The sequence below is a fragment of the Roseateles noduli genome (genome assembly GCF_050626985.1).
In the GTDB taxonomy this organism is placed as follows: domain Bacteria; phylum Pseudomonadota; class Gammaproteobacteria; order Burkholderiales; family Burkholderiaceae_C; genus Roseateles; species Roseateles noduli_A.
The window spans coordinates 1,827,329-1,843,932 of record NZ_CP192463.1; the positions used below are offsets into that span (position 1 = coordinate 1,827,329).

The 16,604-nt window shown below is 73.3% G+C and carries 12 protein-coding genes; all 12 read right to left on the reverse strand.

The genetic code is table 11. From position 1 onward, the window contains the following. Positions 1-13: 13 nt before the first annotated feature. Entirely contained in the window at positions 14-1,423 is a 1,410-nt protein-coding gene (gene tssL / locus ACQ4L4_RS07900; protein ID WP_431103701.1) for a type VI secretion system protein TssL, long form, read from the reverse strand. After that, complete coding sequence (tssK, locus tag ACQ4L4_RS07905; protein ID WP_431103702.1) at positions 1,420-2,757, reverse strand: type VI secretion system baseplate subunit TssK; 1,338 nt, start codon at positions 2,755-2,757, stop codon at positions 1,420-1,422. The genes tssL and tssK overlap by 4 nt, the downstream gene beginning before the upstream one ends. A 77-nt stretch (positions 2,758-2,834) precedes the next feature. Next, positions 2,835-4,565 carry a type VI secretion system-associated FHA domain protein TagH gene (gene tagH, locus ACQ4L4_RS07910; protein WP_431103703.1) on the reverse strand — a complete coding sequence of 577 codons (1,731 nt, stop codon included), beginning with the start codon at positions 4,563-4,565 and terminating at the stop codon, positions 2,835-2,837. Positions 4,566-4,606: 41 nt separating this feature from the next. Continuing rightward, positions 4,607-5,374, reverse strand: coding sequence for a hypothetical protein (locus ACQ4L4_RS07915; RefSeq protein WP_431103704.1), 768 nt, complete (start codon positions 5,372-5,374; stop codon positions 4,607-4,609). Beyond that, positions 5,371-6,621 carry a hypothetical protein gene (locus ACQ4L4_RS07920; protein ID WP_431103705.1) on the reverse strand — a complete coding sequence of 417 codons (1,251 nt, stop codon included), beginning with the start codon at positions 6,619-6,621 and terminating at the stop codon, positions 5,371-5,373. The genes ACQ4L4_RS07915 and ACQ4L4_RS07920 overlap by 4 nt, the downstream gene beginning before the upstream one ends. Further along, on the reverse strand, positions 6,618-8,816 hold the full coding sequence (locus tag ACQ4L4_RS07925; protein WP_431103706.1) for a type VI secretion system Vgr family protein: 2,199 nt from the start codon (positions 8,814-8,816) through the stop codon (positions 6,618-6,620). The genes ACQ4L4_RS07920 and ACQ4L4_RS07925 overlap by 4 nt, the downstream gene beginning before the upstream one ends. A 10-nt stretch (positions 8,817-8,826) precedes the next feature. After that, the gene (tssH, locus tag ACQ4L4_RS07930; protein ID WP_431103707.1) at positions 8,827-11,598 is read right to left on the reverse strand and encodes a type VI secretion system ATPase TssH; all 2,772 of its coding nucleotides are present in this window, start codon (positions 11,596-11,598) and stop codon (positions 8,827-8,829) included. Continuing rightward, positions 11,595-12,764: a type VI secretion system baseplate subunit TssG gene (tssG, locus tag ACQ4L4_RS07935; RefSeq protein WP_431103708.1), complete on the reverse strand. Its 1,170-nt coding sequence runs from the start codon at positions 12,762-12,764 to the stop codon at positions 11,595-11,597. Before tssG ends, tssH begins: the two co-directional genes overlap by 4 nt. Positions 12,765-12,774: 10 nt before the next feature. Then, positions 12,775-14,706, reverse strand: coding sequence for a type VI secretion system baseplate subunit TssF (gene tssF, locus ACQ4L4_RS07940; protein WP_431103709.1), 1,932 nt, complete (start codon positions 14,704-14,706; stop codon positions 12,775-12,777). Positions 14,707-14,720: 14 nt separating this feature from the next. Beyond that, positions 14,721-15,413, reverse strand: coding sequence for a type VI secretion system baseplate subunit TssE (locus ACQ4L4_RS07945; protein WP_431103710.1), 693 nt, complete (start codon positions 15,411-15,413; stop codon positions 14,721-14,723). Next, positions 15,410-16,075, reverse strand: a complete 666-nt coding sequence (locus ACQ4L4_RS07950) for a type VI secretion system tube protein Hcp (RefSeq protein ID WP_431103711.1) — start codon at positions 16,073-16,075, stop codon at positions 15,410-15,412. Before ACQ4L4_RS07950 ends, ACQ4L4_RS07945 begins: the two co-directional genes overlap by 4 nt. A gap of 10 nt (positions 16,076-16,085) precedes the next feature. Further along, on the reverse strand, positions 16,086-16,598 hold the full coding sequence (locus ACQ4L4_RS07955; RefSeq protein WP_431103712.1) for a type VI secretion system tube protein Hcp: 513 nt from the start codon (positions 16,596-16,598) through the stop codon (positions 16,086-16,088). Between the last annotated feature and the right edge of the window lie 6 nt (positions 16,599-16,604).

The following is a 16,604-nucleotide window of genomic DNA, read 5'->3' on the forward strand; positions in this document are numbered from 1 at the left end:
AGGCGTCCAGCCGTCACGGCGTGGCGGACGTCTGCTTCAGCCACAAGGTCAGCACGACGCGGCGGTTGCGCGCGCGTCCGGCGGGCGTGGCGTTGTCCGCCACCGGCTCGGCCGCGGCCCGCCCCTCGGCGCGCAGGCGCGTCGGCGGCACGCGTTCGGTCAGCACGTCGCGCACCGCCTCCGCGCGCGCCTGCGACAGGTGCCAGTTGGAGGGGAAACGCGCCGTGCGGATCGGCGTGCCGTCCGTGTGTCCGGTGATCAAGACCTGACCCGGCAGCGGACGCAAGGCGTCGCCGATGCGCGTGAGCAGCGGGCGCAGCGACGGATCCAGGGTCGCGCTGCCCGCGTCGAAGAAGCGGTCGCCCGTCATCACGATGACCGAACGGTCGGCCAGATCGGTGACGGTCACAAGGCCGGCATCGATCTCCGGCTTCAGGAAACCGGCCAGTCGCGGCACCTCGGCCGCGGCCGGGGCCGCGCGCGGCGGCGCGGGCGCATCCAGCGCGGCGAGCGTCGCGAAGACCGGTTGCGTGCGGTCCGACAGCGCCAGCCGAAGCCCGCCGTAGCTCAGCGCCAGGAGGGCCACGGTGACGGCGCTCACCAGCCAGACGGAGACGCCGTCCCGCAACCGCCGGGCTGCGTCGATGGCGTTGGCGGGGTCGGGGCGCGGCACGCCCGCCGGCGACAGCGCCGCGGGGACGGCCTCCGCCCGGCTCGACAGCAGCTCGTGCATGCGATGACGCAGGTGACGCACCTGCGCCGCCCCCTGGTCGGCCACGCGATAGCGGCCCTCGAAGCCAAGCGCCAGCGCCAGATACATCAGCTGCAGCAGATCGCGGTTGGCGACGACGTCCGACGCCAGCTTCTGCATCAGGCGGAAGACCTTCTCGCCGCCCCAGGTCTCGTCGTGGAACTGGACGAGCAGGTTGTTGGCGGCCCAGACACCGTTGCCGCCCCACGGCGTGGACGCGGCCGCCTCGTCCAGCACCGTGCACAGCACGTAGCGGGCGGCCAGCACGCGGTCACGCGGCACGCCGTGGCGCGCGGCGGTCTGCTCGAAACGGCGCAGGCCGTCGGCCAGCGCGCTCTTGAGCGCGGCGGGATCCTCCTGTCGCGCGGACTGCCGCAGCCGCGGCGCGGCGGCCAGCAGCGGCTGCGCCGCGGCGATCAGCGGATCGAGCCCGCCGTCGGGCCGCGCGTCGAGGGTCAAGGGCTCCGCGTCGCGCCACGCGCCCTGCGCGGCCGAGGCTGGCGCGTTCGCGCGGGCATGGACGGCCGAACGATGGCCGCCGGCCGTCGAGGCGCGCGGCGCGTCGAGCGCGGCGAAGGGGTCCGCGCTGTCCGGACCGTTTTGCGGACCGTCTTGCAGACCGCGCTCCAGACCATTCTCCAGACCGCGGTCCAGATCGAGTTCGCGGTTCATGCGCGCACCGCCCAGAGTTCGAGTTCAAGCCCGGGAAACTCGCCGCCGATGTGCACGGCCAGGCCGCCGGATTGGGCCAACTGGCGCCACTGGTCGCTGTCGCGCGTGTCCAGCTCGAAGTACTGGAAGCCCGCGTGGAAGGGGATCTGCCGCGGCGCCACCGGCAGCGGGCGCAGCGTGACGCCGGGCAACTGCAGGTTCACGAGGTCGCGGATGTGCTCCACCGTACCGATCTTGGCCTGGGCCGGGAGGCGGGACCGCAGCGAATCCGCCGGCATCCGGGCCGCGGCCGCCAGCACGAACTGCGCGTGACGTTGCAGCTCCACGTCCGGCACCAGCGCGACGCGCACGCCGTGCTTGCGCTCCTGCAGCGCGATGGGGATCGCGCCCTGCTCGAGCACGATGGACAAGGCCTGACGCAGTACCGCCATCAGCGGCGCGAAGCACAGGGCGGGATCGTCGTGGTCGTAGGCGGGCAGGGGCTGGGGCCGGCGCGAGTCGCCGAACACGGCGAGGTCACCGGCCAGCGCCACCATCGCCGCGTGGACCTCGCGCGGATGCAGCAGTCCGCCGGTCAGGCGCTGCGCCAGCAGCGGCTCGTGACGGTTGATCGCGCCGAGCAGCAGGTAGTCGGCGATCTCGCCGACGCCCGCGCGGCCGGGCTCGGTCAGCCGCGCGGCGAGCGCGTCGCCGCGTTGCCTGAGCAGCCCGTGCAGCTCGCGCATCCAGCGCAGCAGCGGCTCGCTGCGCAGCGCGTCGAGCGTCGGCGGCACGTAGGCCGTGTCCAGCACCACCTGCTGGTCGACGCGGCGCTCCGAGATGCGGCAGACGCCGAGCACCGCCTGGCCATCGTCGCAATCGCGCGCCAGCATCAGTCGCAGATGCGGCCGCCCGAGTTGCAGCGCCGCGGCGCGCGGGGCATGCGCGTTGTCGTCGGGAACGTCCGCCTCATGGACGCGGTAGCGCGGCGCCATCGCGCCGGCGGGGCCCTCGGCGTCGGTCTGCGCCGCGCCGGGCCGCGCCAGCGAGACGGCGAGCACCACCAGCTCGTCGCGCGCGTCCGCCGGCACGTCGAGGGCGGCCGGCGCCGGATCGTCGCCGGGCAGGTCGATGGACAGGCCGTCGGGCAGCAGGCCGTGGCCCGACTGCAGCGCGATCTTGCCCATCGCCAGCGCACCGCCGTCGAGCTGCAGCGACAGCCAGCCGCGGGCGTGCGGCGTGACCGCCGTCAGGCGGGCCAGATGTTGCGCGGCCTGATGGCGGTCGTGCTGCTGGAAGTGTTGCGGCTGGAGGAACATGCCCTCCGTCCAGATGACTTTGTGGTGCCAGGTCATGAGTGGGGTGACGTCGACAGGGATACCGGGACATACGGCACCTCGCGCCGGACGGATGCGGCCGTGAGCATCGGAATTCAGCGTCCGGCCTGCCGAAGCGTTTCGAAATGTTCCTCGTACGCGGCGCGGAAGGACTGGACGAAGGCCGCCTGGAACGCCTCGTCGGCGTCCTGGACAAGGTGCTCGTAGTGCTCGACGAAGCGCTCCCACAGGGCGGCCTTGCGCGCCATCGGCAGGGCCTTGTCGACCAGCGACGGCGCGCGCAGGCGCTCGGCCAGGCGGTCCGGGTCGAGTCGGCGCAGCACGCGGGCCGACGCGCCCTGCATGCCGGCGACCAGGCCGACCTGGTGCGCGCGCAGGTCGTCGAAGGCGTCACGCATCGCGGCGCGGGGACCGAGGAAACCGGACACGGCCGGCTGCAGCAGATGGCGCAGCGCGACGTCCACGTTGGGCGAGAACTTCAGCGGGTTGTTGTCCCGCGTCGCGATCATCGTGGCGGCGGCCTGCACCTCCCGCTTGAGCGTCGCGCGGGCGAGCAGCATGTCGACGGTGCCGGCGACGGCATCGCGCAGCAGCTCGCCGATCAACTGCGCCAGCGCCGGCGTCAGGACCGGCAACTGGTCACGCGGCAGGCCCAGCCCCTGCGCGAGTGCGGCGGCGACATCGTCCGGGGCCGCGATGCCGACATCCGCACGCGCGGCGGGCACGGCAGCCGCGGGCGGCGCCGCGATCGCGACGGTGGTCTCCGAGGTCGGCGCCACGGCGTGGATCACTGCCGACGCAATCGCGGCCCCGGTCGACGCCGCCGCATGAGTCGGGGGCGGCGCGACCCGCTCGACCGGTGCGGGTGATGACGCCGTCCTGGGATGAAAGGCTTGGCGCCAATCGTCGGCGTGCGCGTCCGCGGCGGTGCTGACGTCGCTCGGCGCATTGTCGAGCGATGGACTCCGCGGCCTCCCCAGGGGAGCACCGAACGAGTCATCGAACGACTCATTGAGCGGACCACCGAGTGGATCACCGAGCGGTCCGGCCTCATCAATGCCGAACATGGATTCCAGCGCGCGACGCTCCGGTCGTGTCTCGACGCCGGCAAGCGGCGTCGTGAGCGTCAGCGCTGCGGGGGACGCCGGACGCGTGCCGACGGACATCGGTCCGTCCACGTGGCCCTCATCATGGGCGACAGGGCGACCGACATCGCCGCGTCGCGACGCGGGTGCGAGGCCCAGGCCCAGGCCGAGCGGATCTTCCGTCGCGTCATCCCAGTCCCCGAAAGCGGCGAAAGGATCCATTGCAGCGGTCGATGCAGCGGTCGATGCAGCGGTCGATGCAGCGGTCGATGCAGCGGTCGATGCAGCGGTCGATGCGAGGGTCGATGCGGGGGCGGTGCCCGGAGCATCCGTCACCGGACCGGGGCGCCCGGTCAGGCCGGCGGCGCTGCCCCGGCCGCTTCGCCCGCTCAGGTCCAGCACGGTGGGCGCGTCGTCGTCGGCGCCCACCGCCTGCGACGCGCGCAGGTCGACGTGCAGCGTGTACGCGCCGAGTTGCACGCGGTCGTCCTGGGCCAGTTCCCGGGACGGGCCTTCCGTCAGCGGTTCGCCGTTGAGCAGGACAGGGTTGCTGCCGCGATCCAGCAGCACATAGCCGCCGCGCCGGTAGACGATCTGCGCATGCACGCGGGAAATGGTGCGGCCGGGGTCCGGCAGCACCAGCAGGTTGGAATCGGCGCGGCCGATGGTGCCGCCCAGCTCGTCGAAGCGGGCGGACTGGGCCGGCGCGCCGGGGCCGTTGACGACGGTCAGGGTCAGCATGGCGTGTCCTTCTTTCTGTAGGCAAGGGGGATGCGGAACGATCAGCGCAACCCGTGCAGGCGCTCGTCGAGCCAGCTCAGGCGCAGCGGCAAGGTCCAGGTGTGCCGCCCGTCGCGCGAGCGCGCCTCGAGCGCGGGGCCGCCTGCGCGTCGCAGGCAGCTCAGCAGGCGGCCGTCGGCCTCGGGCCGCAGCACGAGGTCCTCGTCCGCGGGCCAGGTCCACGACCAGGGCCGTCCGTCGGGTGCGGCGCGCAAGGTGTTCAGGAACGCAGCCTGGGCAACGCGAACATCGCCGCCATACGCCACTCCGCGTTCCTCCAGCGCCAGTCGCGTCAGGGCGAACCAGCCGTCGGCATCGCCGCCGCGGAACTCGAGCACACGCTGCTGCACGCACTGCAGCGCGCGAGCACGCACGGCGGCCAGCGATGTCACCGGGAGCGGCGGCACGTCGAGCCAGCGCCAGCGCGGGAAGTCGATCGGCAGCGTGACGTCGACGTCGATGTCGAAGGCGGCCGGCTTGGCCCAGGCGGCCCGGGCCAGCACACGATGGCCGGCACCGGCGGACGCCTCGCCGAGGCTCGCGAGGCGGAGTTCCAGCACGGCCTCGATCGGCGTCGATGCCTGGGCGTGATCCACCGAGGCCGGATCGACGCGCAAGCTCAGCCGGTTGACGCCGCGCAGCAGGTATTCGTGCACGGGGAGGACGGTCGAGCCGCCGCATGCGCTCACGCGTGCCAGCGATATCCCGTTCAGCGCGGCCTCGGCGGCGCAGCCGTCCGCCCGCAGGCGCAAGGTCAGGTGGCGCTTCATGCGTCGCAGCGCCAATCGACGAGGGGCAGGGCCGGCAGCCAGTCCAGGGTCCGCTCGCGGCGGCCGGTCCACGGCTCGCTGAGGCCCACCCGCACCGCGACGGGTTCCAGCGCCGCCACGAACGCCCATTCGAGCCCGTTGCCGCGAGACGAAGGTCGCAGGCCGACGCCGCCGACGATGGCGGGCGGTTCGCTCGCCCAATCGATGTCCGCGATCAACGAGGCGGAGGTGCTCGCCACGGTGTCCATCGTCAGCCGCAACGGCAGACGCCATGGCGCCCACGGCAGTGTCGTCGGATCCGACGACGGGGACCACGCGCAGTCCCACTCGCGTCGGAACGCCATCAGCGCCGGGTCGTCGACCACGTCCAGGCGGACCCGGGCGCGGGCGCCGTCGATGTCGACGAGGCCATGCCACGACAGCGCCCAGCGGCACAGGCATCCGCGCAGCGCCCCGGTCATGTGCATCGTCGGCGCCAGGTCGAGCGAAGCGCCTTCCCGATAACCCCAGGCGACGCCGGCCTCGGCGGCGAGCAGGGCGGGGCGACCGGCGAGTCCTGTCGACGAGACCGCCTCGGCCGATCGCCACGCCTGGCGAAGGCGGTCGAGCGCCTCGGCGGTCTGACGGTCCAACGCCTCGAAGCTGTCCCGCCACGCGCCGGGGTCCAGCACCCGGCCGTCGGACTCGACCCGCACCCGGGTGTCCGTCGTCGCGGCCTCGTCCTCCCGTGCGGCGCGGGCCCAGACCAGCAGCCGCTGCTCCTCGGGCAACGTGATCAGCCAGCTCTCGGCACGCGGCGGCACCGGCGCGGTCGCGTCGGTGCCCGTGTTCCAGCCCAGGGCCAGGCGGGCGAACTGCTTCGGCGCCTCCGCCGCGATGCCCGGCGGCAACAGCGCCGCCGCGGTCCCGGGATGTTCGATGTCGATCGACGCGCCGCGCTCCCGGCGCGTCGGACCGGCCATGCCGGTGATGGTCAGCGCGGCTTGTCCATCCGACCCGGTGACCTCGCCGCGCTCATCGCGCCATGCCACCCGGGCGCGCCAGTTCGGCACGGGGCCGTCGACGGTCGGCGCCAGCGCGTGCAGCCGCTCGGGCAGCGCGCACCTGGCGGTGGACGTCCACGCCGGGTCCTCGCGCCGGACCGGGGTGAACAACCAGCCGCTGTCTTCGTGCACATAACGTCGACGCTCGCGCGCGGACGGCGGGCGGCTCAGCGCGATGTGGATCGATGGCGTGCTGGCGCTCATTTCGCCCCTCCGTCCGGTCCGAGCGGATCGACATGCTCGGGCATCGCCTCCGGCGCCGTCGGCGTTGCGGGAACGCCCGCAACGGCAGGCAAGGCCGGCAAGGGCGGGACGCCCGAGAACAGCTTGATCTGCGGCCCCATGATCGAGATGCCCTCGAGTCCGATCGTGATGAACGACAGGCCCACGCGCAGGCTGATCGATGCCTGCGCCTCCAGCGTCAGCGCCATCGCCTGCACGCTGACCTGCCCGGTGGCCGTCACGCGCGCGCCCTGACCGAGCGACACGTCCACCGGTCCGTCCGCGTCGATGGACACCGGGCCGGCGGCCTTCAGCGTCAGTCCGCCGGAGACCGACGCGTCCACCGCGCCGGCGACGCCGATCCGCAGGTCGGCGCCCAGCGTCGCATGCACGTCCTGGTCCAGGCGCAGGCGCGACGCCTTCTCCACCGCCACCGACAGATCGCCGCCGACGCGCACCTGCGCATGGCGGCCGATGTCCGCGCGCGCATCGCGCTTCACCGTGTCGACCTGATCGCGGCCGACCCAGTGATGCAGGTCGCGCTCGGCCTTCATCCACAGATGCTCGGCGCCGCGCGCATCCTCGAAGCGCAACTCGTTGCCGCTGCCGGACGCGCCGCCCTGGCTGGAACGCGTGCGCACGCCGCTGACGGTGGCATGGGCCGGCAGCGCGTAGGGCGCCGGCTGGGCGCCGTTGTAGACCCGTCCGGTGATGACCGGGCGGTCCGGCCAGCCGTCGAGGAACTCGACGATGACCTCGTCGCCGACGCGCGGCAGCGCGACCATGCCGAAGCCCTTGCCCGCCCACGGATGACTGACGCGCACCCAGCAGGAGCTGCGCTCGTCGCGACGCCCGAGCCGATCCCAGTGGAACTGCACCTTCACACGGCCGTGGCGGTCGACGTGGATCTCCTCGCCGGCGGGGCCGGTCACGATCGCGGTCTGCGGGCCCTGGATGCGCGGCAGCCACGCCGCGGGCGGCGGCTGGTAGGCGACCGTCGCGGGCACGGCCGCGAAGCGGCAGACGTAGCTCGTGCTGCGCGCGTCGGTGTTGGCCTCGTAGCCGGCGAACTCCATGTCGGCGATCGCGCCGGTCACCAGCCAGCGGCCGGCGTCGTCATGCCCGGTGAAGTCGAAGGTCTGGCCCACGCTCAGCGAGCGGTAGGGCGTCGTGCCCTGCGCCACCACCGCCTGGCTGTCGAATCGGTCGACCTGACGTCGCAGGCGCGCCGCCGCCGCCGTGCGCTTGGCGCCGACGTCGCCGGCCATGGCCAGGTCGTCGTGGCCGCCCGGATAGACGTGACGCTCGATCCGGCCCGCGGTCCGTCCCACGGCATTGCGCGTCGCGTCGCGCCGCAGGTCGGCGCTCGGCAGTTCGGCGGCGAAGTCCGTGGCCGTCGCGCTCAAGGGCTGCAGCGACTGCGCGCGGGTCCACTGCAGGACCACGTCCTCGCGCAGCGTCGCGACGCCTTGCGCCTCGTTCCAGCGCAGCGGCACCGGCGCCGGCCGGTGGCTGGACGGCGAGTCGCACAGCACCAGCACGTGGCGCTCGCGCTCATGGCGGAAGAAGAAGTAGAGCCCCTCGTCCTCGAGCAGCCGGGCGATGAAGTTGAAGTCGCTCTCGTTGTACTGGACCGTGCAGGGACGGCGCGCGAAACGGGCATTGCGCAAGCGCTTCTCGACGGGGCCGGCACCGGGGTAGGCGGCGAAGACCTCGTCCAGGATCTCCAGCACGGTGCGGTCCTGGAAGATGCGGCAGTCGGCGCCCAGCGTGAGCTGCCACAGCCACGGACGCAGGTGCACGCGGTAGACGTCGAAGCGGCCGACGTAGCCCCCGCGCTCGACATGGGTGATGAGCCCGTGCAGGAAGCGTTCGGTGTCGTCGTCCTGGCGCAGGCCCACCGCGGCGGGCTGGCCGAGCAGCCGGGCCGCGGCCAGCGGCGCCTTCTGGCTGGAGCGCAGCAGCTCCAGCCGCAGCTCGGGCAGGCGGCCGAGTTCCTCGCGCCACTGCAGGCGGCGGAACAGCAGTTCCTCGCCGGCCACCGGGCCGAGGAAGCGGGCCTCGTTGGGCGCGGTGGAAAGCGGAGGCGCCCCGGTCGGCGCGCTGCTCGCGGCGGAGGGCGTGGCGGTGGGGACCGGCACGGGCGTGGCGGACTCGATCGGCGCGGCAGGGCTCACGGCGGGCTCCTCAGGCGAAGGCGTAGGCAAACGCGTAGGTGAAGGCGCCCTCGGCGGCGCCGACGCGGATCGCGCTCAGCGGCGGCGGCGGCGCCGACAGCTTCGGCGAGGGGCCGCCCCCGATGCGGCTCAGGAGCTCCAGCGAGATTCGCGGCAGCACGGTGTCGGACAGCACGCGATCGATCACGCGACCGCCCGATTCGGGCTGGTCGCAGCGCGCCAGCAGGGCCGCGACGAATTCGGGATCGAAGTCCACCGCCACGCCGTGGCGTTCCATCGCGCGGACCTGGATGCGCGCCAGCCGTTGGCGCGCGATGCGCCCCATCAGCGCCGGCGACAACGGGCGGTACGGCACCGTCACCATGCGTCCCAGCAGCGCGGCAGGGAAGACGCGCGACAACGGCCCCTGCAGCGCCTGCGCGAGCACGTCCGGCTCGGGCGTCACCGCCTCGTCGGCGCACAGGCGCATGAGGCACTCGCTGCCGACGTTGGAGGTCAGCAGGATCACCGTGTTGCGGAAATCGATCGATCGTCCCTCGCCGTCCTCCATGCGGCCCTTGTCGAAGACCTGGAAGAACAGCTCATGCACGTCGGGATGGGCCTTCTCGATCTCGTCGAGCAGCACGATCGAGTACGGCCGGCGTCGCACCGCCTCGGTCAGCACGCCGCCCTGGCCGTAGCCGACGTAGCCGGGCGGCGCGCCCTTGAGCGTGGAGACGGTGTGCGCCTCCTGGAACTCGCTCATGTTGATGGTGATGACGTGCTGCTCGCCGCCGTACATCGCCTCGGCCAGGGCGAGCGCCGTCTCGGTCTTGCCCACGCCGGAAGTCCCGCACAGCAGGAAGACGCCCAGCGGCTTGTCCGGATCCTGCAGGCCGGCCCGCGCGGTCTGCAGGCGGCGCGCGATCATGTCCAGCGCCGGCTGCTGTCCGAGCACGCGCCGGCCCAGCGTCTCGCCCAGGCGCAGCACGCCGTCGCGCTCGTCGGCGACCATGCGGCCGACCGGCACGCCGGTCCAGGCGGCCACGACCGTGGCCACGGCCTGCGCGTCGACGACGGGCAGCACCAGGGGCGACTCGCCCTGCAGCGTCGACAGCGCGGCCTGGGCCTCGCGCAGCGCGTCGATCGCCTGGGGGCTCCGCCCCGGGGTCGGGCCCGGGGCCAGGTCGTGCGCGGTGTCGTCGGTCGGGGCATCGGCCGACGCGGACGCGGACACGGACGTGGACGCCGAGCTTCTCAGGTCCTCGCGCATCGCGAGCAGGCGCGCCACCGCCGCACGCTCCTCGTCCCAGCGCAGCGTCAGGGACGCCAGTTCGGCGGCCGCCTCGTCGCGCTGCCGCGCGAGCGCGGCCAGGCGCGCCTCGACCTCGCCGCCGGTCGCGGCTTCGCGCGCCAGGATCGCGGCCTCGAGGGCGAGGGTGTCGATCCGGCGGCGCGCGTCCTCGACGGCCGCCGGCGTCGCATGCTGGCTGACCGCGACGCGCGCGCAGGCCGTGTCCAGCAGGGCCACCGCCTTGTCCGGCAGTTGCCGCGCGGGGATGTAGCGCTGCGACAGACGCACCGCGGCCTGCAGCGCCTCGTCGGTCAGCTCGACGCCGTGATGCGCCTCCAGGCCGGCCGCCAGTCCGCGCATCATCGCCAGCGCGGCGTCGGTGCCGGGCTCGGCCACCGTGACGAGCTGGAAGCGCCGCGTGAGCGCGGGATCGGGCTCGATGAAGCGCTTGTACTCGGCCCAGGTCGTTGCGCCGATCGTGCGCAGCCGACCGCGCGCCAGGGCCGGCTTCAGCAGGTTGGCCGCATCGCCGGTGCCGGCCGCGCCGCCCGCGCCGATGAGGGTGTGCACCTCGTCGATGAAGAGCACCACCGGCCGCTCGGACGCCTGCACCTCGTCGATCAGCGCGCGCAGGCGCTGCTCGAATTCGCCCTTCATCGCCGCGCCGGCCTGCAGCAGGCTCAGGTCCAGCCCCAGCAGGTCGATGCCGCGCAAGGCGGGCGGCACGTCGTCCTGCACGATGCGCAGCGCCAGGCCTTCGACCACGGCGGTCTTGCCGACGCCGGCCTCGCCGGCCAGCAGCGGGTTGTTCTGCCGGCGGCGCATCAGGATGTCGATCAGCTGACGGATCTCGTCGTCCCGACCGGTGACGGGGTCGAGCTCGCCGGCGCGTGCCTTGGCGGTCAGGTCCACGCAGTACGCGGTGATCGCCTTGCGCTGACCCATCAGCGCGGCGCCCGCCTCCGTCGACCCCGGCGGCGAGCTCGCCGAGCCGTGCGAGGCCGCGGCATCGGTGGTGTCCTGGGAGGGCGCCTCGCCGGTGCGTCGGCACAAGGCGGGCAGGCGCTCCGCCAGGTCATCGGCGTGGATGCGCTCGAACTGCCGCGACACGGCCAGCAGCGCGTGCCGCAGGGTGTGCGACTCCAGCATTCCCAGCAGCAGCGCGCCGGTGCGCACGCGATCCTGGCCGAAGCGCAGGGAGGCCTGCACCCAGCCGCGCTCGATCGCGGCCTCGATGTGCTCGGAGAAGTCCGACACCGCCGTCGACCCGCGCGGCAGCCGGTCCATGGCCTGCGTCACGTCGCGCGCGAGCTGCGCGGTGTCGATGCCGTAGTGGTGGAGGATCGTGGAGAGATCGCTGCGCGCGTCGGGGATCATCTGCGCGAACCAGTGCGACAGCTCGACGTAGGGATTGCCGCGCAGCTTGCACAGCACGGTGGCGTTCTCGATGGCGCCGTAGGGGAGCGGATGCAGCTTGCCGAACAGGTCGGCGCGACGGATCGTGGTCATGCGGGGGGCAGCGTCGGGATCGACGTCGTGAAAGTCGTTGAAGGACATACGGAAGAAGGGGCCGCGACGGATGCAGGCGCTGGCGCAGATGAAGTCGCGGTCGCGGTCGCAGTCGCAGATGCAGATGCAGCCCCCGGTGACAAGGCAGCCTCCGCGGGCAGCAGCAGGTCGTCGCCGTCACGTTGCCGGGGCGCGGTGCCCAGCCACAGCCCGCGGCCCAGCGCCGCTGGCGAATTCGCGCCCACGCGGGGCGGCGGCAGTTCGCGGTGGTCCAGCACCAGCCGCAGGTCCCAGTCCAGCGCCAGTCCGACCCACTGCCGCACCAGCGCACGCAAGCGCGGCAGCGACGCACCGTCCGGAAGGAACCCGCGATAACGATCCCATCCCATCGGACCGAGCACCACGCGGAACTTGTGCTGCACGTCCCAGGTGGACGTCCCGAGCGCCACGCCTTGACCCAGGCCGACGCGTGCGCCGCCGCGCGCCGGCAGGCCGCCCGCACGGGCGCGCAGGTCTGGCGCCAGCGGCAGCCAGTGGCCGCACCAGGGCTCCACGCGCGCAGGCACGTCGAAGGCCTCGCCGCACCAGGCCGCCAGGCCGTCGGCATCGCGCACCTGCCGGGACAGCCGCCCCAGGAAGGCGAGCTTGGGGGCGTCGCCCAGCGCGTCGCGCTCGCGCAGGCCTGGCAGGCCGAGTCCGGCCAGCGCGCCGAGGCGCCCGGCCTGGCCGCCGTCGTCCGGTCGGTCCATCGCCTGCACCGGCTGCGCCTGCGCCCAGGCGCGGTGGAACAGCAGCGCGAAACGATGCGTCAGCAGATCCAGGAAATCCTGCATCGCCGGATCGCCGTGATGGCGCTCGCGCTCACGGGCCAGCTCGGTGAGGTGCAGCGGCAGCGGACCGTTGGGGCCGGTCAGGCCGAAGGCGCGTTGCCGAACACGCGGAGTCGGGCCTGCCAGCGACACCGCTTGAACGGGGGCCGGCGCGAAGTCGAGTTCCGCCGGCTGGCCGACGCGCAGCGGCTCCTGCGCGGGGCGTCGGGCCTCGCCCAGTCGCGGCAGCGACGGGTGGGCCGATTCCCAGCGACGCAGCAACGCGAACAGGTCTTGCCGCTTCGGATGGGCGACGGCATCGAGCAGCCACGTGGGGGGCAGAGCAGAGTGCGTCACGACCGATGCCTCAGAGCAACGGACGCGCGCCAACGCGTGGCGCCCAACGGCCGATCTCGCCGCGGGTCGTCGACAGCAGCACCGTCTCGACGAAGCTGTTCAGCGAGACGTGCCGCGACAGGAACTGGTGCAGCGCGGCCCCGAGCAGGTAGGCGCTATGGCCGCTGCCGGCGCCCAGCCGCTGCTCGTCGAGCGTCAGCGAGATCTCCACGCCGCGCGCGTACGCGATCGGCCCGGGCGCGGGATGGCGGCGGTGCACGACCGCGGTGCTCAGCCCGGTGAGGGCGCCGATCTGGCGGCTGACGTCGGCGTCGCCGGCCTGGGGCAACTGCGACAGCAGCTCGCGCAGTGCGCCCGCGGCGCTTCCGTTGCTCCCGTCCTGGGCATCCGCGCCGGTGTCCATCAGCGACAGGTAGTTCAAGGACAGCAGATTCAGCAGCCGCCAGGCGGCCGAACTCTCCGCCGGGGCGGGCAGGGGGCGCGACGGTCCGGCCACGGCGCGGACTTCGGTGAGCGCGATCCCCGCGTCGAGCGTCAGCGGGGCGTGGCCGCCGCGCAGGAACAGCGGCAGGTCGCGGTTGGTGCAGAGCACATCCAGGGCCACCTGGTCCGGCAAGGGTTGGACCGCGGCCGGGGTCGACCGCGCGTCGGGGGCGGCGCCTCCGATCTCGCTGCCGGCCTCGGCCTCCCAGCCGTCGGACCACGACAGGAAGACCTCCGTGCCGGCGTAAGACGAGCGACCGCCTTCCTGACGCACCCGCTCGCTCGGCGGGCGGGGTTCGCGTCGCGTCGAATACACGCGGCGGACCGGGCCCGCGCCGATGCGCGCGGTGCCGTGCAGCGGCTCGAAGCGTCGCGACCCGCCCTCGGCATCGTGGGCGGTCATCGCGGTGACGGCGTAGACCTCGTGGTCCAGCGGTCGGCTGCGATCGACGACGACATGGAACTCGTGCCGGTCCGAGCCCGGCAGCAGCCGGTCGGCGCGGCACGGGAAGAGGTTGATCGCCGGGAGGCAGTTGGTCAGCACGTTGGCGGCGGACACGGCGCCCAGCGGCGCGTCGTCGGCCTGCGTCAGCGCCAGGACCAGCTCCAGCACCGGCCCGGCCACGCGCGAGAACGCCGTCGACAGCGCATCCACCTCGAAGAACTGGAAACGCTCCGGGAAGGCCAGCGTCTCCTGCAGGATGCGCAGGCCGGCGAAGGCGCGCGGCGGCGCCGGCAACAACGCCTCGTCGTCCGCGTAGCCGACGGGGGAGACGGAGGACGCCGGCAGCAGCTGCAGGCGGCCGGGCGCGCCCGCCAGCACGGCCACGCAACGCGACAGCGTCAGTTCCGCCAGCGAGGCGGCGACGTCGGGCGCGCCGGTCAGGAAGAAGCGCAGGCGGTCGACGCCGAGCTGATCGAAGCGCTGACCGTCCGGAAGTCGCAGGCTCAGCACGAGCGCCGCGCGCGGCCGCTCGCCGGGGAGGCCGCCCACGGCGTCCAGCGCCGCGTGCTCGCGAACCAGGCGCGCCTCGGCGACCGAGACCGGCGTCAGCACGGTGTCCTGCGCGGTGCGGAACTCGCAGCGCGTGCTCGTCAGCGTCGTGGCCGCCCCGTGCAGCGCCGTGCCGCGCGGCAGCCGATACCCGGTCAGCAGCTGCGGATCGGGCGCCGGTTGCACCCTGGCCACCAGCATGGACGGCAGCGGTGCGTTGAAGCCCGGATAGACCATGTCCAGCAGCCGGTGCGACAGGCGCGGGAACTCGGCATCGAGCTTGAGCTGGACGCGTGCGGCCAGGAAGGCGCTGCCTTCCAGCAGGCGCTCGATGTACGGATCCTGGGCGCTCGCCCCCAGGCCCAGCTGGCCTGCGACCTTGGGATGCGCCTCGGCGAACTCCTGGCCCAGGTCGCGCAGGTAGCGCAGTTCCTGGTTGTAGTACTGCAGCAGTCGGGGATGCATGCTTGTCTCCTGGATCAGCCGCGCAGATCGCGCAGCCGCGCGTGACCGGTGTCGAGGTCCAGCTCCGCCGCCATCCACAAGGTCAGCGGCACCGGGTCGTGTCGCAGCTGGCCCTGGATCACCAGGCGCAGCGGGCGATGCGCGCCGCGCGGCAAGCGTCCGCCGCTGCCGCCGCCGCCGTTGCCTGTGCCCGTGCCGTTGATGCCGCTCCCCACGCCATCGTCGATCGAGACCTCCAGCGATTCCGGCACGAGACGAGGCTCGAAGCGATGGATCGCCTCGACCAGATCCCGCTGCAGCCGGCGCCGGTCCAGCGACGACTGCGCGCGGCCCGTCATCGCGGGCAAGCCGAAGTTGAGGACCGACGCGCGCGCCAGCGGCGCGTCCCGCCATGCAGATCGCGACAGCGCGCCGCGAGTGTCGGGACCTGCCGCCGGACGCTGCGCGGCAGCGTCGATCCAGGGATCGTCGTCGGCCGGCGCCTCCAGTCGCGTCGCGTTGAGCAGCCAGATCAGGTCGCGCGCGACCGACGCCCGCAGCTGACGGCGATTGACCACCGCCGCGGCCGAGACGCGCGAGCCTTGGGCTTCCGGCATGTCACGCGCATCGTGCGTGAAGGTCGCGGTCGACGATGCGGGGTCGGAAGTTCCGATGAGCCGGTCCAGCAACGACGGCTTCAGGCGGTCGTGCACGGCGGGCGTCCTCATCGCGGCAGCCCCTGCATGCCGGGCGACGTGCGGTTGGCGAGCATGTCCGACCACACCGTCTCCAGGTCGCGCAGCGCGAAGTCGTGCGAGGCATCGGACGCGCGGCCCACGGGTTCGGACGGCGATGACGCGCCCGCAACTCCCGCAACGCCCGCACTTCCCGACGTCGTTCCCGACGTCGTCGGCGTCGGCGCCGCCGTCGACGCGCCCGCCAGCCGCGTCATCGTGGTCGAGGTGACGCCCGAGCGGCGGTCTTCGCGATACAGGAATTCCGCTTCGCGGTAGTCCAGTTCCCAGTTCTCCAGCAGGCTGACGGAGGCCCCCTCGTCGCCGAGCGCGAGCGCGTAGCGGGTCAGGCGCGCCTGGCGCAGCTTGATCGTCAGGCTCAGCAGTTCCTGCGCCGCGTCCTCCATGCACAGCGTGACCGTCATCGGCATGCCGCGGTCCATCGCCGAGAGCAGGCCCGCACTGGCGCGGTCCATGCGCTTGCTGAAGGACAGGACCGAAGGTTCGGGGTGGCGGCCGGCGGCGCCGTCGGCGGCCAGCTGCCATTGCCAGTCCTCGAGCTCGATCCAGTCCCGCATCGCGGGCACGCGGGACTCGCCGGCGATCGGGCCGCCGTCGCCGACGGCGGACATGTACAGACGGGCGCGTTGCGTCATGGGCGGCTCCTCATTCGTATCGGCTGCTGCGCAGCTGGACGGTGGTGGGCGTCGGTCGACGCAGCGTGGACGCGTCCAGCGGGTAGTAGCGCAGGCGCAGGTCCTTGAAGGACAGGGTCAGCTCCTCCACGATGGGTTTGGCGTGGGCGCCGTCTTCGGTGCGCGTGGCGATGTGCGTCAGCGTGCCGTCCTGCAGCTCCATCGTGAGCATCGGCACCGGCGGCCTGCCGGCGCCCGACAGCGCAGGATCGATGACGGTGATGCGGGCGCGGTCGTAGCGCCGCGTCTCGCTGGCGCAGCGGTACAGCAGCATGCTGCTGCGGTCCAGGTACTTGGACAGCGTCACGTGGCCGGGCCGGAGCTCGGTCCGCTCGCGCTGGCCGCGCGAGGCCAGGTGCACCGCACTGGCCGACCAGGCCAGCGCGTGCAGCACGATCTGGTCCTCGAAGCCCTGCACGCGGCTTTCTCCGAGCGCGGGCCGGCCCAGGCAGGCGAAGTCGAGGAAGGCGACGGGCAGGGACATGGCGAC